This window comes from Pseudomonas sp. UBT (assembly GCF_050915955.1).
In the GTDB taxonomy this organism is placed as follows: Bacteria; Pseudomonadota; Gammaproteobacteria; order Pseudomonadales; family Pseudomonadaceae; genus Aquipseudomonas; species Aquipseudomonas antarctica_A.
In genome coordinates this window covers 83,841-108,900 of record NZ_CP168081.1, presented here as the reverse complement: position 1 = coordinate 108,900, position 25,060 = coordinate 83,841, and the positions used below count along the sequence as shown (strand labels likewise).

The 25,060-nt window shown below is 58.7% G+C and carries 19 protein-coding genes; 10 read left to right on the top strand and 9 right to left on the bottom strand.

What is annotated here, in order from left to right; translation table 11 throughout:
- Positions 1-95: 95 nt before the first annotated feature.
- Positions 96-1,067 carry a helix-turn-helix transcriptional regulator gene (locus ACDZ94_RS24865; protein WP_432751774.1) on the bottom strand — a complete coding sequence of 324 codons (972 nt, stop codon included), beginning with the start codon at positions 1,065-1,067 and terminating at the stop codon, positions 96-98.
- 229 nt (positions 1,068-1,296) lie between these two features.
- On the opposite strand from ACDZ94_RS24865, the gene ACDZ94_RS24860 reads away from it, so the two are divergent.
- Positions 1,297-1,809: a GNAT family N-acetyltransferase gene (locus ACDZ94_RS24860; protein ID WP_262664763.1), complete on the top strand. Its 513-nt coding sequence runs from the start codon at positions 1,297-1,299 to the stop codon at positions 1,807-1,809.
- Here the strand turns inward: ACDZ94_RS24860 and ACDZ94_RS24855 are convergent.
- Complete coding sequence (locus tag ACDZ94_RS24855) at positions 1,806-2,498, bottom strand: aspartate/glutamate racemase family protein (protein WP_407017750.1); 693 nt, start codon at positions 2,496-2,498, stop codon at positions 1,806-1,808. The genes ACDZ94_RS24860 and ACDZ94_RS24855 overlap by 4 nt on opposite strands.
- Positions 2,499-2,661: 163 nt before the next feature.
- Between ACDZ94_RS24855 and ACDZ94_RS24850 the strand changes: the two genes are divergently transcribed.
- Positions 2,662-3,156, top strand: coding sequence for a hypothetical protein (locus ACDZ94_RS24850; protein WP_432751773.1), 495 nt, complete (start codon positions 2,662-2,664; stop codon positions 3,154-3,156).
- Positions 3,157-3,225: 69 nt separating this feature from the next.
- Positions 3,226-3,897, top strand: a complete 672-nt coding sequence (locus tag ACDZ94_RS24845; protein WP_128589230.1) for a DUF3313 domain-containing protein — start codon at positions 3,226-3,228, stop codon at positions 3,895-3,897.
- A gap of 111 nt (positions 3,898-4,008) precedes the next feature.
- On the opposite strand, the gene ACDZ94_RS24840 is transcribed toward ACDZ94_RS24845, so the two are convergent.
- From ACDZ94_RS24840 to ACDZ94_RS24830, 3 genes are all read right to left on the bottom strand, one after another.
- Positions 4,009-5,403, bottom strand: coding sequence for a DUF1254 domain-containing protein (locus ACDZ94_RS24840; RefSeq protein ID WP_064452496.1), 1,395 nt, complete (start codon positions 5,401-5,403; stop codon positions 4,009-4,011).
- A gap of 243 nt (positions 5,404-5,646) precedes the next feature.
- A complete protein-coding gene (locus ACDZ94_RS24835) occupies positions 5,647-6,018 on the bottom strand; it encodes a response regulator (RefSeq protein ID WP_407017751.1) in 372 nt (123 codons plus the stop codon).
- A gap of 258 nt (positions 6,019-6,276) precedes the next feature.
- Entirely contained in the window at positions 6,277-10,176 is a 3,900-nt protein-coding gene (locus ACDZ94_RS24830; protein ID WP_432751772.1) for a hypothetical protein, read from the bottom strand.
- A gap of 276 nt (positions 10,177-10,452) precedes the next feature.
- Here ACDZ94_RS24830 and ACDZ94_RS24825 point away from each other — a divergent pair, with 276 nt between their 5' ends.
- From ACDZ94_RS24825 to ACDZ94_RS24805, 5 genes are all read left to right on the top strand, one after another.
- Positions 10,453-13,950: a response regulator gene (locus tag ACDZ94_RS24825; RefSeq protein ID WP_432751771.1), complete on the top strand. Its 3,498-nt coding sequence runs from the start codon at positions 10,453-10,455 to the stop codon at positions 13,948-13,950.
- Positions 13,951-14,781, top strand: coding sequence for a CheR family methyltransferase (locus tag ACDZ94_RS24820; protein ID WP_208604435.1), 831 nt, complete (start codon positions 13,951-13,953; stop codon positions 14,779-14,781).
- On the top strand, positions 14,778-15,377 hold the full coding sequence (locus ACDZ94_RS24815) for a chemotaxis protein CheB (protein ID WP_064452492.1): 600 nt from the start codon (positions 14,778-14,780) through the stop codon (positions 15,375-15,377). The genes ACDZ94_RS24820 and ACDZ94_RS24815 overlap by 4 nt, the downstream gene beginning before the upstream one ends.
- Positions 15,371-16,564, top strand: a complete 1,194-nt coding sequence (locus ACDZ94_RS24810) for a hybrid sensor histidine kinase/response regulator (RefSeq protein ID WP_221294811.1) — start codon at positions 15,371-15,373, stop codon at positions 16,562-16,564. Before ACDZ94_RS24815 ends, ACDZ94_RS24810 begins: the two co-directional genes overlap by 7 nt.
- Positions 16,565-16,642: 78 nt before the next feature.
- Positions 16,643-17,020 carry a response regulator gene (locus ACDZ94_RS24805; RefSeq protein ID WP_003217591.1) on the top strand — a complete coding sequence of 126 codons (378 nt, stop codon included), beginning with the start codon at positions 16,643-16,645 and terminating at the stop codon, positions 17,018-17,020.
- A gap of 25 nt (positions 17,021-17,045) precedes the next feature.
- On the opposite strand, the gene ACDZ94_RS24800 is transcribed toward ACDZ94_RS24805, so the two are convergent.
- The 4 genes from ACDZ94_RS24800 to ACDZ94_RS24785 form a co-directional block, all read right to left on the bottom strand.
- Positions 17,046-18,716 (bottom strand): ATP-binding protein, encoded by a 1,671-nt coding sequence (locus tag ACDZ94_RS24800; RefSeq protein ID WP_432751770.1) that lies wholly within the window; start codon positions 18,714-18,716, stop codon positions 17,046-17,048.
- A complete protein-coding gene (locus tag ACDZ94_RS24795; protein ID WP_221294809.1) occupies positions 18,713-20,215 on the bottom strand; it encodes an ATPase domain-containing protein in 1,503 nt (500 codons plus the stop codon). The genes ACDZ94_RS24800 and ACDZ94_RS24795 overlap by 4 nt, the downstream gene beginning before the upstream one ends.
- A gap of 143 nt (positions 20,216-20,358) precedes the next feature.
- Positions 20,359-21,417: a HEAT repeat domain-containing protein gene (locus tag ACDZ94_RS24790; RefSeq protein WP_064452488.1), complete on the bottom strand. Its 1,059-nt coding sequence runs from the start codon at positions 21,415-21,417 to the stop codon at positions 20,359-20,361.
- Between the two features lie 76 nt (positions 21,418-21,493).
- Positions 21,494-22,387 (bottom strand): bestrophin family protein, encoded by an 894-nt coding sequence (locus ACDZ94_RS24785; protein ID WP_432751769.1) that lies wholly within the window; start codon positions 22,385-22,387, stop codon positions 21,494-21,496.
- 223 nt (positions 22,388-22,610) lie between these two features.
- On the opposite strand from ACDZ94_RS24785, the gene ACDZ94_RS24780 reads away from it, so the two are divergent.
- The gene (locus ACDZ94_RS24780; RefSeq protein ID WP_221294807.1) at positions 22,611-24,260 is read left to right on the top strand and encodes an AMP-binding protein; all 1,650 of its coding nucleotides are present in this window, start codon (positions 22,611-22,613) and stop codon (positions 24,258-24,260) included.
- A 21-nt stretch (positions 24,261-24,281) separates the two neighbouring features.
- Positions 24,282-25,049, top strand: coding sequence for an SDR family NAD(P)-dependent oxidoreductase (locus tag ACDZ94_RS24775; protein ID WP_064452485.1), 768 nt, complete (start codon positions 24,282-24,284; stop codon positions 25,047-25,049).
- Positions 25,050-25,060 lie beyond the last annotated feature (11 nt).

Below are 25,060 nucleotides of genomic sequence, written 5' to 3'. Positions count from 1 at the left end.
CGTCAGGGCGAGTGCAGCAGCGGTAAAAAAATGGGCAAAAGAAACCCGTGACCGTCAAAACGACAGTGCAAAACGCTGCGATAAACCGGTGTAGATCAGTCGGGTGGGGCGTGCACCAAGTGCGCTATACGCGCCTTGTCCTTGACGCCGAGCTTGGTGTAGATAGCGCGAATATGATGGCGTACGGTATTGGGCGACAGGCCGAGGTCGCGGGCGACTTCCTTATAGGTCTTGCCCTCGCCAAAGCCTTGGGCGACGTCGTTTTCCCTTGGGCTGAGCTGGGGCAGGGCGCGGTTGATGCGCGCCGCCAGCAGAAACTGATCGCCCACCGCCGAAACCTCAATGTGGATCTGCTTGCCCTCGTAGCCGCGCTCATCCAGGGCCACCGGCAGGGTAGGGCCGCTCCATTGCGGCCATTCACTGAGCAGTAAATCGGTAAAGCCGCGCTCGGCGCACTGCAGGACGCCGCGCGGGCCGCACACCGCCAGCGCGAGATTGCGTGGGCTTGTGAGCGTTTCGCGCATGGCCACCAGGGTGCGGATCTGGTTCGCCGAAACCGCCGCCACCAAGTGCAGCATCAGGTTGTTGAGCAGCAGGCAGTCCTGCTCGTTGAATTTCGCAGCCGCAGGCTTGCGGTACAAGGTCAGGTGATCGCTCAGACAAGTGAGCGGGTCGACATGGATGACGCACAACAACTCGCCGATCCCGTGCCGTTCGCCGAGCCAATTCAAGCCGGCGCCGCTGGCGCAGTCGCGCATGTCGATGATGACGGCCTGGCCTGGCGCCGCATGTACCTGCTTGATCGTCACATCCATATGGCGGATCGATTGCCAGTCGTCCAAATAGCCCGGCGGCAACTGGTACAGATAGCTGCTGTGCTCTTCCGGCAAGCCTCCTATCAGCGCCGCGCGCCCCCACCAGGCGCTGTCAAACGCCAGTAACTGGCTGATACGCGTCAGTGCATGCTGCTGAAAATGTTCGATGTCCTGGCGCTGGGCAAGTCGCTGCAAATCCAGGGTCAGGGTGCTGAAGGCCTGTAACAGGCCCGAGGGATCAAGACGATTCATGGGCGTTCCTCTGTGGGACTTTTTTTGTTGTTTTCGTCACAGGGTTAAAGGCCGAAACGTTGGATTGACGTGGCAGGGCCTGCGCCAAGTATCCGCGCTGCCGGGTGCGATCGCTATCGTACAGATGCAGGATACAGCCGGTTGATTTGCGGGAGGATTCCGGGCTCGTCAGAGAAGCTGGTTTGCCCCTACACTGGCCTGCCACTTGTCTTTCAAAGGATGAAACACAATGCACACGCCTGAACCCCACATCGTGATCCAGCGCTTTACCGAAGCCCACCTTGAAGGTGTGGCTGCGCTCTATAACGAACCGGCTGTGTGTCGTCAGGTGCTGCAAATGCCTTTTCAGTCGATCGAGGCCTGGCGCAAGCGGTTGGTGATGGATAACGAGCGCCGGCTACAGCTGGTGGCGATGCATGGCGGCGAGGTGATTGGTCAGCTCGGCTTGGAACAGTACCTGCGCGTACGCCAGAGCCACGTCGGTTCGTTCGGCATGGGCGTGGCGACGGCCTGGCAGGGCAAGGGTGTGGGTTCCAGGTTGTTGACGGCCGCGCTGGATGTGGCCGACAACTGGATGAACCTGCACCGCGTGGAACTCACGGTGTACGCCGACAACGAGGCGGCGCATAACCTGTACCGCAAGTTCGGCTTCGAAGTTGAAGGTCGGTTGCGCGATTACGCCCTGCGTGACGGTGTTTTTGTCGACACCCTGAGCATGGCGCGCCTGCGCAAATCGGCTTAATCCTCCAGCGCAAACGCCACCGCGGCCTGCGCATGCAGCTCGGTGGTGTCCAGCAGCGGCAGGTCGCTGTGTTCAGGCTTGATCAGCAGGCCGATTTCCGTGCACCCGAGGATGATTGCCTGGGCACCCCGTGCGGCCAGGGTGGCGATTACGCGCTGATAGACCTGGCGCGAAGCCTGGTTGATCACCCCGACACACAACTCCTCATAGATGATCCGGTGCACGGCCTGGCGCTCGTCCGCGTCGGGCACCAGCACGGTCAAGCCCTGGGCGGCCAGGCGCGCTTTGAGAAAATCCTGTTCCATGGTGAACGCGGTGCCCAGCAGGCCGACCGTCAGCGTGCCGCGCTCAACGGCCGCTGCCCCGGCGGCATCGGCAATATGCAGAAACGGAATCGACACCGCCGCTTCAATGCGCGACGCCACCAAATGCATGGTGTTGGTACACAGCACCACACACTCGGCACCGCCGGCTTGCAGGCGGCGCGCGGCATCTTCCAGAATCAGCGCGGTGTCATCCCAGCGGCCGGCATGCTGAGCCTGTTCCACCGGGCCGAAATCCACGCTGTACATCAACAATTGCGCAGAGCGCAGTGGGCCAAGTTGGTCGCGCACGCGTTGGTTGATGATGCGGTAATACTCGGCGCTGGACTCCCAGCTCATGCCGCCGATTAGGCCAATGGTACGCATGCGAAGCTCCTGACAAGGAATGTCGCGTTACCTTACTCACCGCCTGCGGATTAGTCATATGCAGTTACCCGCTAAATGACCGGAGCAGTTTTAAGCCATACGGCGAGCCGCCACTTCTGCCATGATCCTACTTCGCAACCTGGCTCACCCAAGGAAATCTGCAATGGACGATGTACAGCAACTGGGCGAGATGCTTCGTCATTACGCCGATAGCGAAGCGCACAAGAAACAGCAATTCGACGTGCAGTCGGCGCGCTGGGCGCAAAAGCTCGGTGAGTTGTTCGGGCAGATTGAACAGTGGCTGGAGCCGGTCAAGACCGTCGGCCTGCTGGACGTCCATCGCGAAGCGTATGTCGCCAGCAACCCGAGCCTGCCGGTCGAGAGTTCGACCTTCAAGACCGAGAAACTTACCGTGCAGATCACCGGCAAAGCCGTTGAGTTCGTGCCGGAAGTCATGGGCGCAGGCGGCTTGATTTCCGTCTCGGTGATAGGCCTGACCGCTGCTCGGCACGGCAGTATCTCGCTGGTGCTACCGCCGGATAAACAGGACTGGCTGTGGAAGAAAACCAATGGCCTGAAAGACCCGGACACCTTCGCCTTCGACGCCAACTTCCTGGCCGCGCAGTTACAAAGCCTGATCCCGCGTGAACGCGGCTGAGCAAACTCCTTCAGCATTGGCTATACATAGGGCTCGTTGTTTAAATGATGGTCGCCAGGGAGTTCAATGATGAAACTAAGGCTAATGGTCAGTGCGCTGTGCGTCGCTACTATCGCAGTGTCCGGGTGTGCCTCAAAGGCCCCCCAGCCGGACGAGTATTCCGGTTTTCTCTCGGACTACAGCCAACTTAAAGAGGCCAAGTCGCCCTCGGGCGCCGAGGTGATGCGCTGGGTCGATCCCAACCTGGACCTCAAGCGCTACACCGCGGTGTACATCGAACCCACCCAGTTCTATCCCAAACCCCAGGCCACCGCCAAAATTCCGGCCAGCACCCTGAACGGTATCAACAGTTACTACACCGCAGCGCTCAAGCGCGAGCTGAGCAAGTCAATGCAGGTGGCCAATGCCCCCGGCCCGGGCGTGATCGTGCTGCGCGCAGCCATTACCGCCGTGAGCAGCAAGACCGAAAGCCTCAAGCCTTACGAGTACATTCCCGTGGCCTTGGTGGTGGCGGCGGTGAGTACCGGAGCCGGTATTCGTGATCAGGAGACGACACTGGGCACTGAGGCGCAGTTTCTGGATGGCGCGACTGGCAAGGTGCTCGCACAGGTGGTTCGCAAAGGCACCGGCAAGCCTTTGTCCAACGATGCTCAAGTGATGAAGGCGGATGACGTTAAAGGCGTCATCGATGGCTGGGCGTCGGACGTGTATCAGTCTTATGTGAAGCTGAAAAACCGCTGAGGGTTCGACGCATTCCCTGCGCCAGGGTTGTTATAGCGGGACAGGGCGGCGCACTTATCATCGAGGAGGGACGTACCCGGCCGAATCGAGGTTTCGGCCGGGCACCGGGTGTTACTTGAGCGGTGTCAGCGGTGGTAACTGCCATTGAGTCGCGTCAGGCTTGGGCAGGTAAATCCGCAGTACGGCATAAAACGGACCAGGCGGGGCCGGCAACCAGTTGTTCTGTTCGGCTTTGGGCGGCTCGTGGTGCTGTAATGCCAGGGTCAGGCCGCCGTCGGCGTCCAGCTTGAGGTCGGGCAGCATCCGCGAATTGATCTGGTAGCGTTTCTTGAGGTTGGGCGCCAGCAGCTTGGTCTTGGCGTCGTACATGGTCAGCGACCAGAACGCATCGGCCGGCGGCAATTGATCCTTGTCAAAGTGCACGGTGTAGCTGTGGCGTGCGCCGTTGGCCGGCTTGCCTTCGCTGTCAACGGCGTAGTTCAGGTAAATGGCTTCGTCAGGGGAGTTGCCGAAAATCCCCAGATCGGCCCCGGCGTAGCGGTACAGGTAATTGTTTTTCAGGCGATCGCGGCTGCCGTACAGGTCACTGCTGGACACTTGATGAGTGTCGATCTTGTCCTTCTTGAATGCCGCAAACTCAGCCCGGCCATCGGCGATGCCATCTTCCAGCGCCTTGCGCTGTTCGACGGTCAATGCCTTGACCTTGAACGGCGCGCCAGGGGCGATACCGATCTTGGCAAAGCGTGCCAACAGGTCTTTTTCGCTGTCCTGGGGCGCGGCAAACGCCAGCATGAAGTTCAGGTAGCGAAACAGCTGCGGGCCTTCGGTCATGGTCGCCGTAGGCTTGGGCCATTCGATCTTCGGCACCGGAGCCGGTGCAGGCTGTTTTACATAGCTGCTCAGCGACTGCACTTTGTAGCCGTTCTGAATCTGCTTGACCTTGTTCAGGTCCTTGTCGTCCAACAATTGCGTGCGATACAAGGCGTAGGCGATGTTGCTTTCGCTGTAGACCACTCGGTCGATGTCAACCGGCTGCTGACCCTTCCAGTCCGGGCCGGCGATCATGTAGTGGCCGCCATTGTTGCCGGTGCTGCGGGTGCCCAGGTACGCCATGTTCTGCGTATAAAGGTCGATCAACTGCACCGAGTAGTAACGGTTGTCTTCGATCTTCGGCAGGGTCAGTACCAGAGGTTCTTTGCGCAGGTCCATCCACACGAACGAGTAGGGCGTGTCTGCGTTCGGGGTGGCGAACGCCGTGTCCTTGGGCGTGAAGACCTGGGCGGTATTAGCGATATGGTTGAACGGCGCCTTGAATTTGGCACCGCCTTTATCAACGGCCTGGGTGTAAAGCCTCTTGTACATTGCCACTACCGGGTAGCCATATAAGTAGGCTTCCTTGGCAATGGCCCGGGCTTCGGCAGGGGTTGCCGTAAAATCGGCCCAGGCGCCGGTACTCATGAGAATCGAGAGGCTCGCCAACAGCAGGCGCGTCGGTTTTCCAATCATGTTGTTGCGTCCTTCCAGAGTGCTTTATAAAGGGCGTGGGATCAAAGTGCTGAGTGTCCAGCTTTATTGGCCGAACGTCACGTTAATCCCTGCAAACAAGGTGAACTGAGACTATAGCCGTCATGCGGGTCAGGGCAGGTGTTGAGGCGCAGAGCGGCCCTCGCAATCGCCGCGATGGGCCGATGATGTTCGCCAGGGCTACAAAAATGAGGAGCGTGCTGCCGCGAATGGGCAGCGTCAACGTCAGTTCAGACGATCAGCCAGCATCGATTTGACCTTGTCGCGCAGTTGATCGATAGAGAATGGCTTGCCGATCACCTGCATGCCGGGCGGCACATCGATACTGTCGGCATAGCCGCTGGCAAACAGGATTGGCAGAGCAGGGCGCAGCTCACGCACCTTCTTCGCCAAGTCTTTTCCATTCATATCAGGCAGGCCGACATCGGTCATCATCAGGTCGATCACCTGATCGGTGTTTTCCACGATCACCAGGGCTGCTTCCCCGTCCGCCGCTTCTACTACCGTGAACTCCAATTCTTCGAGTACATCGACGATCAGCATGCGCACGATGGCGTCGTCTTCGACTACAAGGAGGGTGGAGGCGGTAGCGGACATAATGAAAATTCCCGAAAAATGGAGGGGCAGGTCTTGATCGTTTGAAAGACCATTCTCTAATGAGTCGCGTCAATCTCGGCAAGTTCCGTAGGCTGCGGCATTGTGAAGGGAATCAGAGAAAATGTCGCGTTGCGCACGAGTGGGTGGCATCGAGAGGGGCAGGGCGTCAATGGTACTTTCCAAAAGCACCATTGACGCACGTTGATGGTCGCCAGAAAAACGACCATCCTAGCGACAACGCTGGATCTTCAGACCGGTTTACAGGGTGGTTTTAAACAAATTGTCTCGGTAGAAAAAGGACAAATCAACGCCCGTCCCCTTGATCGTACTGTTCAGGTTCGCGTCCTCGAATACCGACATCTTATACTCACGTGTGCCGCGAGTGGTGCCTGTAAAGTGCGGCATCAGGTGTGAGCTAAGACCGCTGTTTAATGTACTTTCCAGCGCAGCACTCATCGCCGCTTCAGTCGTAAATGTCGCTTTCCCAAAGTTAGGGTCGAAATAAAACCATTCTCTCGTCCTGGCGTTGTATCCGGCCGTAATACCATGCCCTGGGCCATGGATTAATAGCGTTTTTGAGGTCGAGGACTTGCCGGCTTTGGCGAGCTCCGAAATGATGACCGCGGGTGTGACTTGTCGTGCCTGCATTGTGTGATGGAATTTGTCGCCGAGTACCTCTTGAATCTGGTTCAGCTGTTCGCGGAACTTGTTTACGTCGGCTGACCGGCGTTGTTCAATGATGGCTTTGTTCGGATTGATTTTTCGTAATTCGGCGATTTCGCTGGGGCTAAGCGCAGGCACCATCGCGGCGTACATGTTTTTCATAAAGATGTCCTGTTTGCCAGGGGCCGGGTGCGCAGCAGCGGCTGCCATCACATTGGAAATCGCTGCACACTCGCCCTCCGATAGCAGGGAAACCTGGCTTTGGCTGAGGTAAAAGCTTTGCGGCATGGGAACTGCTTTGCCACCCGCAGCGGTTATCTCCGCGTGGAATACCCTGTAGTTTTCCAGATCAACGTCAATTCTTCGTTTTTCCATATACTTGACCAGGCGACCAAGCTCTTCAGGTGTACGCCCGCGCGCGATACCCAGTTCTGCATACTGATTCAGGCTCAACGTTTTCGAGAACCCACTGATACCTTCTGGCCCACCCGCGTCATACCCTCTCTTATAGCCGTCAGCGTCAATGACTTGCGCCGTTTCACGGGCTGTTTTGAATCGCTCGGGGAGTGCTTCAAGTTCACCTATACGTTTCACCAGGCTGCCGAGCTCCGTCGGCGTACGACGTTCAGCTACCGCAAGACGCTTCAAATCATTGATTTTCAGCGCTGGGGAGTAGCCATAGATAGCCTCTGGTTTTCCCGTGTTCTGGCCCCGTATATAAGCGGCCTTGTCCTCAGCTTTGGCTTTGGCTAACGCCGATACAAAGTCATCAAGGAAATTGGGATTTACTGCCGCAGGCGCGACGACAGCCCCTATCATTTTCCCCAGCCAGCTATCGGTGACTGCCCGTATGTCCCCATCGTGTGCGGCGACCGTTGGCTTGAAGTCCTTGAGCGCAGGACCATACCGGCGGTCGCTGACAGGGTCATAGGCATACCATTTGCCCTCCTGAAACACAGCGCCGCCCTCGATGGTCTGCCCTGCAACCTTATAGGTGCCTGTCGCTGCGACACCATGGGTTTTACTGGCTGCTTTGAGCCCATCGTAACTACCTGTGAGGCCCTTGAGCTTGATGATGGCATCGCGACCTTTGGACGAGAGATAGCTGAAACCTTTGCCCAGCAGCCCGCCAACGCCAACAGCCAAATCGCCCACGCCACCAAGTGGATTGAGTGCCTCAATGGCGGCCACGCCAAGGAATTTGACCGTTTTCACGGCCTTGGTGGCTGCGTGTAGGCCTGTACCCAAGATTTTTGTGGCTTGCGCGGCCTTACCCGCGCCAAGTGTGACCAGTCCAACGACGTCAAAGAACAGGTCAAATAACCCCTCACCGATCTTGTGATTTTGGAAATTGACGATGGCAGACCGAAGCGGGATCAGGTTGAGAAAGAACTCACCAATCGCCGCGTTCAACGAACGGTTTTTGTCAAACGACGTCACGCCCTTGGCGTGGTTCAGGAGATCCTCGTTATCCAGTGCGAGCGATTTGACGAAGACATCGGCGATAAACGAAGTGCGGTCTGAGTTATAGCTGTCGGGGATCGCAGGAGGGTTCTTTATCTCGTCAGCGTGCGTGCCGGCGTAAGGGGGGGCAAACAGTTTCGTACGGGATACGATATTTGCATTTCGTTTATCCAGTTTTTCACCACTGTAAGGCTCGGTGAACTTACTTTTCAGGTGGTTCGCTTTCTCAAAGGTTCCCTTACTGGTATCAAGGCAGTAAATATTCACCTCGCCCCCGCGAGTGGTTTTAACATGCAGCGTATTCCCACGTTTTGACAGCGCGAGCGGCGACGTGAAATCCATGTCCACCTTGTAATCATTGGTGTGGAAGAACTCGAGTTTGCCGGAATCGAGGTTCCTGCGATCTTCCAGTGACAATGTCGAGGTCAGGTACTTCACCCTCTCGTGGTGCCCATCGGCTTGTGCTTTTAAGGTGTTTTTATACTCATCTTTGAATAGACGGGCGGCATGAAAGTTATCGGACTGGACATAGGCGTTGAAACGACTGATTGGAATTCTTGTGTCGTCGGTGACCCAGCTGTGATTTTTTTCGAGCCTTTCACCTTCCATTGCGATGTCGAGCATGGAACGCCGCTCGGGGAAAACGAAGGGCGCCTGACTGCTGTTCTTGTGGAGGAGTTTCAAGACTTTGGCTTCAAAAACCGCTGGATCAACCCCCGGGAATTCCGCTTTAAGGCAGTTGAGCGCGATCTCCTTTCGACTGGGCCAAGGTGTCTGCATCAACGAAGAAGCGTTGGTCAATGCTTTCAACTGATTGTTATAGGCATTCCTGACCTTCTCGATTTCGGGCTCCGAAGGTTGGGTGCCGAAGAGATCCAACATGCCACTGACCACACCCCAATTTCTCAGGGCTTCGCGCTGGGCAGATTGAACTGCATAGCTGTCGGTCGGCATGGATTCTGCGGCGGCAATAACCTCGGCATAGGTCATGTTTGGTACCCGACCAGGCGTCTGCGCTTCGATCTTGGCTACTGCAAGGGTCAGTTGCGTCCAGACGGTGCTGCCGTACGTCACAGTGGGCGGGATATCTTTGATGAGAAATTGTGGGTAACTGCGGGCTAACAGAAGGTGCGTTGCGAGTTTAACGGTGGTCGCTGTCGCTTTGCTGTTGGCAACAAGTTGATCGCTCACGGATTTAACCGCCAGCGAGGGTGACGCGCCCCAGTACGAGGATTCATGCAAAACAACACCGGCTACCTTGTTACGCTCGGGATGCCTACTGGACGCCTGATCGAGTCCAAGATGAATGGCGGCCAATACATAGTCGTAAATACTGATGTCCGATGACGCGCCATTCAGATGCGTTTGCAGGGCTTTCCCCAGTGCCTGGCCCTTGGGTGAGTCGATTAGTTTTTGTAGCGCCAGGGCGGGGTTGTGCAGGTCGCTTGACGTCAGCGAACTGCCCCTCAACAGGTAACCAATGGTGCTGTCGCCATCTCTGGGCAGCGGTAAGCCAGGCAGCCCCGTGTTGTTTGAGTGGAGGAAGTTCACGATGCGGATCTGGTCTTGTTGCGATATCGGCATTGGCCAGGACAGCGCGCCACCGAAATCTCCCAGAGGATGCAATGAGGCCTTTTGCTCCAGCTTTTGCGCCAACGCAGTGAATTCATCCGCAGTACGCGGCAGGTCATAACCGAGGTCAGTAATGACGCTGGTAAACGTTTGAGGCGTGGTCTGGGCTGAGGCTTTGGACGAATGCTCATGCAGCCGCAGTGTGTTTTTGTTCAACCAGTCTGAAGCTAAGAAGCCGTCTTTAACCCAGGGAACAATCCCCCGCAGCCTGCTGGCCAGGTTTTTCAGGTTTTCCTGGTCAGCGAGAAGTCGCTGCAAGGAACTGGTAGTGGGCGCCTGAACGGTGGCAGTGGTCGTTGTTGAAGTGCTTGAGGCGTTTTGCGTTTTAACGTCAGGCTCTGTGACAGTGTGGTTGTGAGAGGTGACGACTGGCTGCAGTGCAGCGTGGGTGATGCTCATGTGAATTACCTTGGTGGGTCAGAAAAGACGCCTTCCAAAAGATCTTCCGTGTTCCTGAGGCGCAATCTTGAGTGCGAAAACCTTGTAGGTCCGTTCCGCTGAAGTCCCAGTCATCTGTTTTAAGGTGTGTAAATGAGTTGAAGAAACCGGCCGAAATCACCTTGAAATTCACGTGCAGTGAGTAGGCTATTGCTTCAAATCCACGCAGAAACGTAGCCCTTGGCCCTGGTATTCGGGCAAACTCCCTCTTTTTCCGCACTTGGCCAAGGCATGCCCATGACTCCCGCTTCGTCTGTCGATGAAAAGAGCTTCCGTAAACTCCTGAGCCGAAACGTGGCCTTGCCTCTGGGCGTGGGCGTGCTCAGCGCGGCTTTTTTTGTCGTTTTGATCACCTATCTGTTGTCGGTGATCCAGTGGGTGGAGCACACCGATCGGGTCATCAATAACCTCAATGACTCGTCCAAATTGACGGTTGACCTGGAAACCGGCTTGCGGGGTTTCCTGATTACCGGCGATGAGCATTTCCTCGACCCGTATGAAGTGGCAAAGCCGCGCATCATTGGCGATTTACGTAATCTGCAGGAGCTGGTTGCGGATAACCCGCAACAAGTGGATCGCCTTAAACGCCTGGAGTCGATGCAGGCCGAGTGGAACAAGTACGCCCAATCGATGATCGACCTGCAGCGCCAGAGCGGGGATTACCGCGGGGCGGTCAAGTCCGGCCGGGGCAAGAGCCTGACCGACGCCATTCGCCAGGAATATGCAGATGCGGTGGACATGGAGCAGCAGTTCCGTGTCACCCGCAACGCAGATGTCACCCGCACAACAGTGGTCAGCGTGAGCCTGTACCTGGCCTTTGTGCTCGGCCTAAGCGGTTTTTTGGCGTACAGCGGCAGAAAGAATTTAGTATCCCTATCAGATAGTTACAGCGCAAACCTCGCGTCACAACAGAAGATCGCCCGGCGCCTGGAACAGCAGGCTTGGTTACGCAACGGTCAAACCGAGCTGGCCGAACAAGTGCTGGGGCAACTCAGCGTGAATTTGCTGGGGCGCAACATCCTGCATTTCTTCGCCCAGTACATGGGCTCGGTCGTGGCTGCGCTGTATGTGCGTGAAGAGCACGGCGGCCTCAGACGTGTTGCCACGTATGGCTTCTCCCGTGAACAGGAGCAGCAGGAACAGTCGATCTACAGTGACGAGGGCATCGTTGGGCAGGCCGCCCAGCTTGATCGCCTGATTCGCCTGGACGATGTGCCGGTGGATTACTTCAAGGTCAGTTCGGGCCTGGGCGAAGGCTCAACCCGCAGTGTGCTGGTGATGCCGACCAGCGACGACGACCGTGTCAACGGTGTCATCGAACTGGGCTTCCTGCGCCCGCTGGAAGAGCGTGATGTCGAATTGCTGGAATTGATTGCCGGCAATATTGGCACGTCCATCGAAGCTGCCCGTTATCGCCAGCGCCTGCAAGAAGTGCTGGCCGAGACCCAGCAACTCAACGAAGAGCTGCAAGTGCAGCAGGAAGAGCTCAAGACCGCCAACGAAGAGCTGGAAGAGCAGTCGCGCATTCTCAAGGAATCCCAGGCTCACCTGGAAACCCAGCAGGCCGAGCTTGAGCAGACCAACGAGCAGTTGGCCGCGCAGACGCAAACCCTGGCCGAGCAGCGCGATGCCATGGACCGCAAAAACGTCGAGCTGAACCGCGCCCAGATCGAACTGGAAGACCGCGCAGATGAATTGCAGCGCTCCAGCAAGTACAAGTCCGAGTTCCTCGCCAACATGTCCCATGAGTTGCGCACACCGCTGAACAGCTCGCTGATTCTGGCCAAGCTGCTGGCGGAGAACCCTCAGGAAAACCTCAGCGCAGAACAAGTCAAGTTCGCCGAATCCATCTATTCGGCCGGTAATGACTTGCTTAACCTGATCAACGACATCCTCGACATTTCCAAGGTAGAAGCCGGCAAACTGGAGGTGCGCCCGGAAAACTCCAGCGTCGCGCGGCTGGTCGATGGCTTGCGTGTCATGTTCGAGCCGCTGACCGCCGACCGCAAGCTGGGCTTCCAGGTTGAGGTACAGGCAGACTCACCGACGATGCTGTTTACCGACCGCCAGCGTCTGGAGCAGATCCTCAAGAACCTGCTGTCCAACGCCGTCAAGTTCACTGAGCAAGGTGAGGTCAGCCTCTCGGTGTCTCGTGCCGGGGAGGGCGGCATTGCCTTTACCGTGCGGGACTCAGGGATCGGCATTGCGCCGGACCAGCAGGAAAGCATCTTCGAGGCGTTCCGTCAGGCGGATGGCACGACCAACCGCCGTTACGGCGGGACCGGCCTGGGCTTGTCGATCTCGCGTGACCTCGCGACGTTGCTCGGCGGCTATATCAGCGTGACCAGCGAGCCGGGCAAGGGCAGCGTGTTTACCCTGGTGTTGCCGGAGCAGTACGTGGAACACGCGCAGAACGACGCGCCGATCGAGCCGCCACGCCAAGTCGTCGCAGCGCCTGCACCGAAGCCTGTTGTGGTCTCTGCGCTGCCGATTGCCGACGCACAACAGATCCCGCGTTTTGCCGATGATCGCGACAAGGCACCGTTCACCACCCGTTGTATTCTGGTGGTGGAAGACGAACCCAATTTTGCGCGCATCCTGTTCGATCTCGCCCACGAGCTGGGCTACAACTGCCTGGTCGCCCATGGCGCGGACGAAGGCTACAGCCTGGCCGAGGAGTTCATCCCCGACGCCATCCTGTTGGACATGCGCCTGCCCGACCATTCCGGGCTGACCGTGCTGCAACGCCTCAAGGAACACGCCAATACCCGCCACATTCCGGTGCATGTGATCTCTGTGGAAGATCGCGTCGAGGCCGCGATGCACATGGGCGCCATCGGGTATGCGGTCAAACCGACCACCCGCGAAGAGCTCAAGGATGTGTTTGCGCGTCTGGAAGCCAAATTGACCCAGAAGGTCAAACGCGTACTGCTGGTGGAAGACGATGACCTGCAACGCGACAGCATTGCCCGCTTGATCGGCGACGATGACATTGAAATCACCGATGTAGGCTACGCCCAGGCCGCTCTGGACCTGCTGCGCACGAATATTTACGACTGCATGATCATAGACCTCAAACTGCCGGACATGCTCGGCAATGAGCTGCTCAAGCGCATGGCGACCGAAGACATCTGCTCGTTCCCGCCGGTAATCGTCTACACCGGGCGCAACCTGACCCGTGACGAAGAGGCGGAGCTGCGTAAGTATTCGCGCTCGATCATCATCAAAGGCGCGCGCTCACCTGAACGCTTGCTGGACGAAGTGACACTCTTTCTGCACAAAGTCGAATCCCAGCTGTCCCATGACCGCCAGAAGATGCTCAAGACCGCCCGCAGCCGCGACAAGGTCTTTGAAGGTCGCAAGATCCTGTTGGTGGACGACGATGTGCGTAACATCTTCGCCCTGACCAGTGCCCTGGAGCACAAGGGCGCCGTGGTGGTGATCGGGCGTAACGGCCGTGAGGCGATCGACAAACTCAATGAAGTTGACGACGTGGACCTGGTGTTGATGGACGTGATGATGCCGGAAATGGACGGTTACGAGGCTACCACCTTGATCCGCCAGGACCCGCGCTGGAAAAAGCTGCCAATCATTGCAGTGACGGCCAAGGCCATGAAAGACGATCAGGAACGTTGTCTCGCGGCGGGCTCGAACGACTACCTGGCCAAGCCGATCGACCTGGACCGTTTGTTCTCGCTGATTCGCGTATGGCTACCGAAGATGGAACGCATTTAAGTGGAGCGAAGTTTTTTGGATAAAAGCAGCGATATTGAGCTGCGCCTGCTGATCGAGGCGATTTACCTCAAGTACAGCTATGACTTTCGCGACTACTCGGGTGCGTCAGTCAAGAGACGTGTGGCCCACGCCTTACACCAGTTTGGCTGCGCCACTATTTCCGCGCTGCAGGAGCGCGTGCTGCACGACCCCGCCGCGTTCATGCAGTTGCTGCAATTTCTGACGATCCCGGTGAGCGAGATGTTTCGCGACCCGTCGCACTTCCTGGCGATCCGCCAGGAGGTGGTGCCGTTGCTCAAGACCTACCCGTCGATCAAGATCTGGATCGCCGGTTGCAGCACGGGGGAGGAGGTGTACTCCATGGCCATCCTGCTGCGCGAAGAAGGCTTGCTGGAGCGCACGATCATCTATGCCACGGATATCAATCCGGCATCGCTGGAAAAAGCCAAGCAAGGCATCTTCTCCCTGGAGAATGTGCGGGCCTACACCGCCAACTATCAGCAGGCCGGCGGGCAGCGTTCATTTGCCGATTACTACACGGCGGCCTACGATTATGCGATCTTCGACAAGACACTGCGCGAGAACGTCACCTTTGCCGATCACAGCTTGGCAACCGACAGTGTATTCTCAGAAACTCAATTAATTTCATGCCGCAACGTGCTGATTTATTTCAATAAAAAATTACAGGACCGAGCGTTCGGGTTGTTTCATGAGTCGCTGTGCCATCGCGGTTTTCTGGTGCTGGGCAGCAAGGAAACCCTGGATTTTTCCGCTTACAGCAAGCAGTTCGAACCCTTGGTCAAGCAGGAACGGATCTACCGAAAATCATGAGCGACGCCGCAACCAGCCCGATCAGCGGGATTGAAGCCATCGTCGTCGGCGCTTCCGCCGGCGGTGTCGAGGCGTTGCTGAGTATTTTTGGCACGTTGCCCGGTACCTTCAGTGTGCCGATCATTGCCGTATTGCACCTGCCGGATGAGCGCCGTAGCCAGTTGGCCGAAGTCTTTGCACGGCGCCTGCGCATCCCGGTGCAAGAAGCACGAGACAAGGAAGTGATAGTGGCGGGCACCTTGTATTTCGCCGGGCCCGGCTATCACCTGTCGGTGGAAAACGATCGCAGCCTGTCCCTGAGCCAGGAAGACCGCGTACACCATTCCCGACCCGCGATCGATTATTTGTTTGCGTCCGCTGCCGATGCCTATGGCACCGGTTTGATGGCGGTTCTGCTGACGGGCGCCAACCATGATGGCGCGCGCGGCCTTGCCCACGTCAAACAATCGGGTGGCACCACCGTCGTACAAGAACCCACAGAAGCACGCATCGCCGTGATGCCCCTGGCGGCCCTGGCCTTGCATACACCTGATCATATTCTAACGTTGAGCCAGATTGGCTCACTGCTGGCTTCCCTGGAACCTTCCCCATGTTAAGTACTGTCCAGGCCAAACTGCTGATCGTCGATGATCTGCCGGAAAACCTGCTGGCCCTCGAGGCGCTGATCAAGCGCGAGGATCGCCAGGTCTTCAAGGCATTGAGCGCCGACGAGGCCTTGTCACTGTTGCTGGAGCACGAGTTCGCCATGGCGATTCTCGATGTGCAGATGCCCGGCATGAACGGTTTCGAGCTGGCCGAACTGATGCGCGGCACTGAAAAAACCAAGAATATCCCGATTGTGTTCGTCAGCGCTGCCGGCCGTGAACTCAACTATGCCTTCAAAGGCTATGAAAGCGGTGCCGTGGACTTCTTGCACAAACCGCTGGATATCCATGCGGTCAAGAGCAAGGTCAACGTGTTCGTAGACCTGTATCGCCAGAGCAAGGCCATGAAACTGCAGGTGGAAGCCCTGGAGCGCAGTCGCCGTGAGCAGGAACTGTTGCTGACGCGCCTGCAGGCCACCCAGTCCGAGCTGGAGCAGGCCGTGCGCATGCGTGACGACTTCATGTCAATCGTCGCCCACGAAGTGCGTACGCCGCTTAACGGGCTGATCCTGGAGACCCAGCTGCGCAAGATGCACCTGGCGCGTGATAACGCCGCTGCGTTTACGCTGGACAAGATGCACGCTATGGTCGACCGCGATGAACGCCAAATCCAGAGCCTGATTCGCTTGATCGAAGACATGCTCGACGTGTCGCGCATCCGCACCGGCAAGCTGTCGATTCGCCCGGCGCGTTTCGACCTGACCCAACTGGTGCGTAACCTGGTGCAGAACTTCGCGCCGCAGGTGGCCGCGGCGGGCTCGACCATGGACCTGGAGGCCGAAGAGGGCGTCGTGGGCAATTGGGACGAGTTTCGCATTGAACAGGTGGTGACCAACCTGCTCACCAACGCGTTGCGCTACGGGGCCAAGAGCCCTGTGTATGTGCGGGTGTATACCTCACACGGTGAGGCGCGCGTCGAGGTGCGTGACCGTGGCATTGGTATCAGCGAAGACAACCAGAAGCGTATTTTCCAGCAATTCGAGCGTGTCTCGGCCAGCCATGTAGCGGCAGGCCTGGGCTTGGGGTTGTTTATCTCCGAGCAGATCGTGACCGCCCACGGCGGCGCCATCGAGGTCGAAAGCCGCATAGGCGAGGGCGCCTTGTTTCGGGTGTGCCTGCCTCTTGAGGCGTCGGTATGAAATCAATCGTCACCTCGACGCAACCTCTGCGTGACCCCATGGTCGTACTTGCAGCAATTGACCGGACAAAGGCTTCCCATGAGTGAAGATGCACAAGATGTCGTACTGATCGTCGAAGACGACGAATCCATTATGTTCGTGCTGGGTGAATACCTGGCCGGCCTGGGCTACCGGGTATTGAAGGCGATCGATGGGGAGCAGGCCTTTGAAATCCTTGCGACCAAGCCGCACCTGGACCTGATGGTGACGGACTACCGTTTGCCGGGTGGCATTTCCGGTGTGCAGATCGCCGAGCCGGCGATCAAGTTGCGACCGGAACTGAAAGTCATTTTTATCAGCGGCTACCCGCAGGAAATTCTTGACTGCAACAGCCCGATCACGCGCAACGCGCCGATCCTGGCCAAGCCTTTTGACCTGGACACGCTGCAAGAGCATATCCAGCGTTTGCTGGCCTGAAGCTCGCCAGGGCTGCCATGCAGCCCTATTGCTTGATCATCTCCCGCACCTTTTCCGTCAGTAGGTCAAACGTGAACGGTTTGGTGATCAGCTGCATGCCCGGGTCCAGGAAGCCACCTCGCACGGCTGCATGCTCGGCATAGCCGGTGATAAACAGCACTTTCAGCTCCGGGCGCAGTTGCCGCCCGATTTCCGCCAGTTGCCGCCCGTTCATGCCGGGCAGTCCGACATCGCTGATCAACAGGTCAATGCGCTGGTCAGACTCAATGATCGGTACGGCGGTGTTGGCGTCACCTGCTTCCACAAAGGCATACCCCAATTCCGTGAGTACGGCGCTGACCAGCACACGCACGGCGGGGTCGTCTTCGACGATCAATACCGTCTCGCCAGGATTGGCAAACGGCAACAGCGCCGGGTTAACGGCTGCGGCCGTCACCGGCTCACCGATAAAGCGCGGAAGGAACAGGCTGACGGTCGTGCCCTTGCCAACTTCACTGTGGATGATCACATGGCCGTGGGATTGCCTCGCAAAGCCATAGATCATCGACAGGCCGAGGCCCGTCCCCTGGCCAATCGGCTTGGTGGTGAAGAAGGGGTCGAAGACGCGTCCAATCAGGCTCTCAGGGATACCGCAACCGGTGTCACTCACACTCAGTTCGACATAATCGCCTGGCATCAACGTGCCGTAGGCGGCGGTGAACACACTGTCGAGGTGGCGGTTGGTGGTCTCCACGATAAGGCTGCCGCCGTTGGGCATGGCATCGCGCGCGTTGATCACCAGGTTGAGCAGGGCACTTTCCAGTTGGTTGGGGTCGGCTTCGGCGGTCCACAGCGCCTCGGTCAGGCGCATATCCAGGCTAATGCTTTCGTTGATGCTGCGCTGCAGCAGTTCGCCCATTGAGGCGACCAACTGGTTGATCTCCACGGGCTTGGGATCGAGGGATTGGCGACGGGAGAACGCCAGCAGCCGATGGGTCAGGCCGGCGGCGCGGTTGGCGGAGGTGACACCCAGGTCGATCAGGCTGTCCAGATCATCCAGCTTCCCGCGCGAAACGCGCCTGCGCAGCAGTTCCAGGCTGCCGATGATCCCGGTGAGCATGTTGTTGAAGTCATGGGCGATGCCGCCTGTCAGCTGTCCCACAGCTTCCATTTTTTGCGACTGACGCAGCGCTTCTTCGTTGCTGCGCAACTGCGCCGTGCGTTCTTCGACCTGCTGCTCAAGGGTCTCGAGGGTACGTTGCAGGCGCAGTTCACTCTCGCTCAAGTCGATCAGGCGGTCACGCGCGTCATATTGCCGACGCCGACCGCGCAGGGCCGCGCTCACCAGGCTGATCAGGGTCACGGGATGGAAGGGCCGCTCCAGAAAGGTCACGTTGCCCAGCAGCCCGCTCAGATGGGATGAGCCATTCTGTTCGCTGCCACCATGGTGGGTCATCAGTACGATGGGCAGGTCTGACCAGGCCGGTTGTTCATGCAGGTATTCCAGCAGCGGTTCCAAATCGACACCGCGCAGGGCTTCAGCGGCAATCAACAGCATACCGGCGCCTTGCTCCAGTGCCTCGCAGAGTGCCGTCAGGTTGCCGGCAATCATGCCGCTGTAGCCGGCTTCGTTGAGCATCTTCAGCGCCAGAGAGCTGTCACGGCCCAATGGCGCGAGGATGATTGCGCGTTCGGAGAGGGGGGAAAGACCGGTCACACGCCGTCTTCCTTGAGCAGCGGGGAACCGGCGCCCATATAAGTCGGGATGCCGCGCAGTACGCCTTGGAAATTGTCGAGGGGTTCGCCAATAGTCAGGCCACGCGCGCTGATTCGATACTCGCGAATGGTCGACTCATGGGCGCCGGTGCGTTTCTTGATAATCGAAATGGCCCGGCGAACTTTGCCGAGCGCTTCGAAGTAACGCAGCAGAATCACGGTGTCGGCCAGATAGGTAATGTCCACGGGCGCCTGCATATCGCCGACCAGCCCGTGCTGGGCCACCGTCATGAAGGTCGCGGCGCCCCGGCGGTTGAGGTACAGCAGCAGTTCGTGCATATGCAAAATCAGTGAGTTTTCTTCCGGCATTGCGGCCTGGTAGCCGTTGATACTGTCGATCACCACGGTTTTGATCCCGCGCTCGTCGACGCAGCGCCGCACGCGGTGCGAAAACTCGCCAGGAGAAAGCTCGGCTGCGTCCACCTGTTCGATCAGCAGGTTGCCCGTGGCTTGCAGGGCGGCGAGGTCGATGCCCATGTTGTTCATGCGCTCGAACAACAAGCCCAGCTCTTCGTCGAAAATAAACAACGCGGCTTTCTCGCCACGGGCCACGGCGGCTGCGGCAAAGATCATCGAGATCAGGGATTTGCCGGTACCGGCAGGGCCGAGGATCAAGGTGCTGGAGCCGGTCTCGACCCCGCCGCCCATCAAGGCATCCATTTCGCGGATGCCACTGCTCAGGGTCTCACGCACGTAACCACCACGGTGCTCGGCCGCTACCAGGCGGGGGAATACGTGAATGCCGTCGGCCATGATGGTGAAGTCATGAAACCCGCCGCGGTATTTCTGGCCACGGTATTTCACAATCCGCACGCGACGGCGCTCGGCGCCGTAGGTGGGCGTCAATTCTTCCAGGCGAATCACCCCGTGGGCCACGCTGTGTACGGTCTTGTCCAGGGATTCGGTGGTCAGGTCGTCCAGCAACAGCACCGTGGCGTTGTAGCGCACAAAGTAGTGCTTGATCGCCAGGATCTGCCGGCGATAGCGCAGCGAGCTTTGCGCGAGCAGACGGATTTCCGAGAGGCTGTCGATGACCACCCGCGACGGTTTGACCCGTTCCACCTCTTCAAAAATCTGTCGAGTGGCTTCCCCCAGTTCCAGGTCGGAGGAATACAGCAAGCTTTGTTGGTGATCGGCGTCGAGCAGGCTTTCCGGCGGGGTCAGTTCGAAGATATGGATATTGTCATCCAGGTCCCAGCCATGGGATTCGGCGCCTTGGCGCAACTCCCGTTCGGTTTCGGACAGGGTGATGTACAAGGATCGTTCACCGTTCTTTGCGCCGTCCTGCAGAAAGTGCAGCGCTACGGTGGTTTTACCGGTGCCGGGTTCGCCTTCCAGCAGGAACAGGTGGCTGCGCGAAAGCCCGCCGGAAAGAATGTCGTCAAGACCTTCGATGCCGGTGGCCGCCTTTTCACTGAACAGCTCTTTGGATGTAGACAAGAAGTGCCCTCGGGTCACGTACAAGTAGAGGAGCGCACCGCCTTGGGCGCGCCATATTTACTTGACCGTAGTGGTCCGTGGCGGTTCAACGTTTTGCACAATTTGTACAAGCCTGGCTAAGGCTTACATCTTTTTAGCGCGGGCTACAGGCCTTGCTGCAGGGCGGGATCATCCGGATTTTGTTGCTCAAGTTGGGCGAGTAACACCTGGACGTTCTGCAACTGGCCGCTCTCTTTCCAGTAATTGACCAGCAACACCCGTGCCTTGCGATTGGCCGGGTGGCGCTGAATGATTTCTTCCAGCTGACGCTGGGCGGCTTCCAATTCCTCCTGGGCGTGCAGGGTGGTGGCGAGGTCGTAGCGGTAATCTTGATTGTCCGGTTCAAGCTCTACCGCTTTGGACAAACCGAGCAGGGCATACGGCCGTTCGCCGTGGTGCAAGAGCCACATGCCCAGAGCATGCTGCAAGTAAGCCGACTCGGGATGGGCCGCCAATTGGCGTGCCAGCAACTGACGCGACTCATCGGTTTTGCCTTGTTTGTCCAGTAGCTCGATTTGTGCGACCACGGCCTGCAGATTGTCTGGCTGCAAGCGCATGGCCTGCTCCAGTGCGTTTTGCGCCTCCGGCAGCAAGGCACTGTGGATGTACAGGCGCGCCAGTTGAATCCAGCCTTCAGCCGTTTCGGGCTCGCCCTTGAGCTTTTTCACAAACTCATCCAGCACTTGCTGCAAGGGCCCGAAATACAAACCCAGGGTATCCGGCGACAGGCCGAGCAAGGCATTCGCGGCGGCAAAGCGCACGTCTTGTTCAGGGTCATCCAGCACAGGGCCGAGCAACAACGTGCGTTGGCCGCTGGGTACCAGGCCGACAATGCTGTGAATGGCCGCCTCGCGGACCAATGGAGACTCGTCGGCCAGGTCTTTATCGGCCAGTTTCAGCGCTTGTGGGCTGGGGTAATTGGGCAGTTCGGCGTGCAACGCAGCGCGACGCTGGGGAGTCAGGTCCGGCCGGCCGAGCTGTTGATACAGCACGCGCGCGGCCCCTGGCTCGCCGTTATGCGCCTGCTTCAAGGCTTTGGAATAGCCGTGGGCAATCGCCGGCGGCACGGCCACTGGACTGGAGCGGGAGAAAAACCAAGTGACCAACACAAGCAACAACAGGGCGCACAGGCCGATGATGGAGTAACGGCGTGACTTTGACATGCAGGCGTCCAAAAGCTGGGGCAGCTATCGCAAAGCCATCAGCTTCGGTCAGACCACGGCGAGTGTCAAACCCGCGTCAGTTCAGCACGTATTCAACCGGCTCCAGCGCCGGTGGCAGGTCGGATTCGCCGAGGGCGGCGAGCAACTCGCGCTCCAGGGTGCGTACGATCGCATTGCACGGCAAGTCGTTTTCGTCAAAACCGAACGGGTCCTCCAGGTCGTCGCCGATTTCATCCAGGCCAAAGAAGGTGTAGCTCACGATGGCGGTGAACAGCGGCGTCAGCCAACCCAATGGCTCGGCCATGGCGAACGGCAGAAGAATGCAGAACAGGTAGATGGTGCGGTGCAGCAGCAGCGTATAGGGGAAGGGCAGCGGCGTGCTTTTGATGCGCTCACACGACGCTTGCACCTGGCTCAGGCTGACCAGCCGGGTTTCGAGCTGGGTGTAGCGCCATTCGCTGATCACGCCCCGTTCTGCCAGCAGCGAAAATCGGGCGCCCAGTTGTTGCAATACGCTATCGGGCAGGTTGGGGTGCGCCTGCTCGACGCTGATCCAGGGCTTGATGGCCCGGGCCTCATCTTCATGACGCAAGCGCGCGATCAAACCATGGGCAAAGCCGCACAGACCGCGCAACACGCCCGCGCGCTCAGCCGGATCAGCCAGCACCTGGGTTTCGCGATTCAGCGAGCGCACCTCAATGATCATTTGGCCAAGTTGCTTGCGGCCTTCCCACCAGCGGTCGTAGCAGGCGTTGTTGCGAAAACTCATGAAGATCGACAACGACAGCCCGAGCAACGTGAAGGGCGTGGCGTTGACCTTGGAGAAATAGGCCGGGTGCAGGGTTTCCACCAGCACGATCACTGAGGCCAGTAGCGTGACCAGCAGGCTGCGCAAGGCGATGCGCTTGGCAATCGAGCCCTTGAGGGAAAACAGGATGCCCAGCAGGTTGGGTTTGGGGCGAACGATCATGGAAGGCTTCTGTGGTGGCGCAGGCCATCAGGTTAGAAGCAAGCGCTGGGGGCGTCCAATCACTTGGGCTGACCGGCTGATCAGCGCAATCAATGATTGGCCAAACCAGTCAGTCAAGTTGAAGGCTTTGACCATTGCTGCTGCGCCGCTCCAGAGCGACTATTTCAGCGATTCTTGTCCTCAAAACCGTCATCAAAATAAAAATACAGAAGGATTTGAAGCAATGCGTGAGTACCTGGCTGCCATCACCGAATTCGATTATCAGCACACCGTCGATGCCGCACTGGCCGGCAATCTACAGGCGCTCAATGCCTGCGTGGAATGCTGCGACCGGCACGCGCTACCGGGGCGCATCGCGTTGTTCTGGGAGGGCAAGGACGGGCAGAGCGCCACGTCTACCTTTACCCAACTGCAGGACCAGGCGGCCCGCTTCGCCAATTTCCTGCAGGCCCAGGGCGTCAAACGCGGTGACAAGGTGGCGGGCCTGCTGCCCCGCACGGCTGAATTGCTGGTGGTGGTGTTGGCGACCTGGCGCATCGGCGCGGTCTATCAGCCGTTATTTACTGCGTTTGGCCCCAAGGCTATTGAGCATCGTCTGAGCAGCTCCGCCGCGGCGCTGGTGGTCACCGATGCGGTGAACCGCCCGAAACTGGCGGAGGTGCAGGGTTGCCCAACCATTGTCACGGTCGCGGGTGCCAAGGGTGAAGGCCTCGTGCGGGGCGATTACAGTTTCTGGGCCGAATTGCCCAACTATTCCCCGGTGTGCGAGCCGGTGTTGCTGGGCGGCGATGACCCTTTCCTGCTGATGTTCACCTCGGGCACCACCGGCCCGTCGAAAGCGCTGTCGGTGCCGCTCAAGGCGATCGTTGCGTTTCAGCGCTACACCCGTGACGCGGTGGACCTGCGCCCTGAAGATGCGTTCTGGAATGTGGCCGACCCAGGCTGGGCCTACGGTATCTATTTCGGCGTGACCGGGCCGTTGTCCATGGGCCACCCGATCACCTTCTACGATGGCCCCTTTACCCTCGAAAGCACCTGCCGGGTGATCAATAAATACGGGATTACCAACCTGACCGGCTCTCCCACGGCGTATCGCCTGCTGATTGCCGGTGGTGAGCAGTTCGCCCGCTCGATCAAGGGCAAGCTGCGCATCGTCAGCAGCGCCGGCGAGCCGCTGAACCCGGAGGTCATCCGTTGGTTCGCCGATAACCTGGGCGTCACTATTCACGACCACTACGGCCAGACCGAACTGGGCATGGTGCTCTGCAACCACCATGGCCTGGCGCACCCGGTGCACGTCGGCTCGGCCGGTTTTGCCTCACCGGGGCATCGTATCGTGGTGCTGGATGACGATTACCAGGAGTTGCCCGCCGGGCAACCGGGAATCCTGGCCATCGACCGTGAACAATCGCCAATGTGCTGGTTTGCGGGGTATGACGGGGTCAAGACCAAAGCCTTCGTGGGCAAGTACTACCTCAGTGGCGACACCGTCGAGCTGAACCCTGACGCCAGCATCAGTTTTGTCGGGCGCAGTGATGATGTGATCACCACTTCCGGTTACCGCGTGGGGCCGTTCGACGTGGAAAGCGCGCTGGTCGAGCACCCGGCTGTCATCGAGGCTGCGGTGGTCGGTAAACCCTGCCCGGAGCGCACCGAACTGGTGAAAGCGTTTGTGGTGATCAACGAGCAATACCGCGCCACCCCGGAATTGGCCGAAGAGCTGCGCCTGTATGTGCGCCAACGCCTGGCCGCCCATGCCTACCCACGAGAAATCGAATTCGTCAGTGACTTGCCCAAGACCCCGAGCGGCAAGCTGCAGCGCTTTATTTTGCGTAATCAGGAAATCGCCAAGGCCCAAGCGGCACTGGCTTGATCAACTTTTAAGGAAACAATGATGCAGATTGAAAACAAGGTATTCCTGGTCAGCGGCGGTGCCTCGGGCCTCGGCGCGGCCACCGCTGACATGCTCATCGCGGCCGGTGCCAAAGTGATGCTGGTGGACCTGAACGCCGAGGCCGTGGCGGCCAAAGCCCTACAGCTCGGCGAGAACGCCCGCAGTGCGGTGGCAGATATCAGCCAGGAAGCCGCTGCTGAAGCTGCCGTTCACGCCACCGTTGCAGCCTTTGGTGGTTTGCATGGCCTGGTGAATTGCGCCGGTGTCGTACGCGGCGAGAAGATCCTCGGCAAGAACGGCCCCCACGGCCTGGCCAGCTTTGCCCAGGTGATCAACGTCAACCTGATCGGTAGCTTCAACCTGTTGCGCCTGGCTGCTGCGGCAATGGCCGACACCGAGGCGAATGCCGACGGTGAGCGCGGTGTAATCATCAACACCGCATCGGTGGCCGCCTTTGACGGGCAGATCGGCCAGGCGGCGTATGCCGCCTCCAAAGGCGCCATTGCCAGCCTGACCTTGCCCGCCGCGCGCGAATTGGCACGCTATGGCATTCGGGTGATGACCATTGCCCCCGGCATCTTCGAGACGCCAATGATGGCGGGTATGACGCCGGAAGTGCGCGATTCCCTGGCTGCCGGCGTGCCATTTCCGCCGCGCCTGGGCAAACCGTCCGAATACGCTGCGCTGGTGCGGCACATCATTGAAAACAGCATGCTCAATGGCGAGGTGATCCGTCTCGACGGTGCCTTGCGCATGGCGGCCAAATAAGGAGAATTATT

Excerpts from the sequence above, each read along its gene's own strand:
- ACDZ94_RS24865 (WP_432751774.1), bottom strand. The coding sequence starts at position 1,067 with ATGAATCGTCTTGATCCCTCGGGCCTGTTACAGGCCTTCAGCACCCTG.
- ACDZ94_RS24860 (WP_262664763.1), top strand. The coding sequence starts at position 1,297 with ATGCACACGCCTGAACCCCACATCGTGATCCAGCGCTTTACCGAAGCC.
- ACDZ94_RS24855 (WP_407017750.1), bottom strand. The coding sequence starts at position 2,498 with ATGCGTACCATTGGCCTAATCGGCGGCATGAGCTGGGAGTCCAGCGCC.
- ACDZ94_RS24850 (WP_432751773.1), top strand. The coding sequence starts at position 2,662 with ATGGACGATGTACAGCAACTGGGCGAGATGCTTCGTCATTACGCCGAT.
- ACDZ94_RS24845 (WP_128589230.1), top strand. The coding sequence starts at position 3,226 with ATGAAACTAAGGCTAATGGTCAGTGCGCTGTGCGTCGCTACTATCGCA.
- ACDZ94_RS24840 (WP_064452496.1), bottom strand. The coding sequence starts at position 5,403 with ATGATTGGAAAACCGACGCGCCTGCTGTTGGCGAGCCTCTCGATTCTC.
- ACDZ94_RS24835 (WP_407017751.1), bottom strand. The coding sequence starts at position 6,018 with ATGTCCGCTACCGCCTCCACCCTCCTTGTAGTCGAAGACGACGCCATC.
- ACDZ94_RS24830 (WP_432751772.1), bottom strand. The coding sequence starts at position 10,176 with ATGAGCATCACCCACGCTGCACTGCAGCCAGTCGTCACCTCTCACAAC.
- ACDZ94_RS24825 (WP_432751771.1), top strand. The coding sequence starts at position 10,453 with ATGACTCCCGCTTCGTCTGTCGATGAAAAGAGCTTCCGTAAACTCCTG.
- ACDZ94_RS24815 (WP_064452492.1), top strand. The coding sequence starts at position 14,778 with ATGAGCGACGCCGCAACCAGCCCGATCAGCGGGATTGAAGCCATCGTC.
- ACDZ94_RS24810 (WP_221294811.1), top strand. The coding sequence starts at position 15,371 with ATGTTAAGTACTGTCCAGGCCAAACTGCTGATCGTCGATGATCTGCCG.
- ACDZ94_RS24805 (WP_003217591.1), top strand. The coding sequence starts at position 16,643 with ATGAGTGAAGATGCACAAGATGTCGTACTGATCGTCGAAGACGACGAA.
- ACDZ94_RS24790 (WP_064452488.1), bottom strand. The coding sequence starts at position 21,417 with ATGTCAAAGTCACGCCGTTACTCCATCATCGGCCTGTGCGCCCTGTTG.
- ACDZ94_RS24785 (WP_432751769.1), bottom strand. The coding sequence starts at position 22,387 with ATGATCGTTCGCCCCAAACCCAACCTGCTGGGCATCCTGTTTTCCCTC.
- ACDZ94_RS24780 (WP_221294807.1), top strand. The coding sequence starts at position 22,611 with ATGCGTGAGTACCTGGCTGCCATCACCGAATTCGATTATCAGCACACC.
- ACDZ94_RS24775 (WP_064452485.1), top strand. The coding sequence starts at position 24,282 with ATGCAGATTGAAAACAAGGTATTCCTGGTCAGCGGCGGTGCCTCGGGC.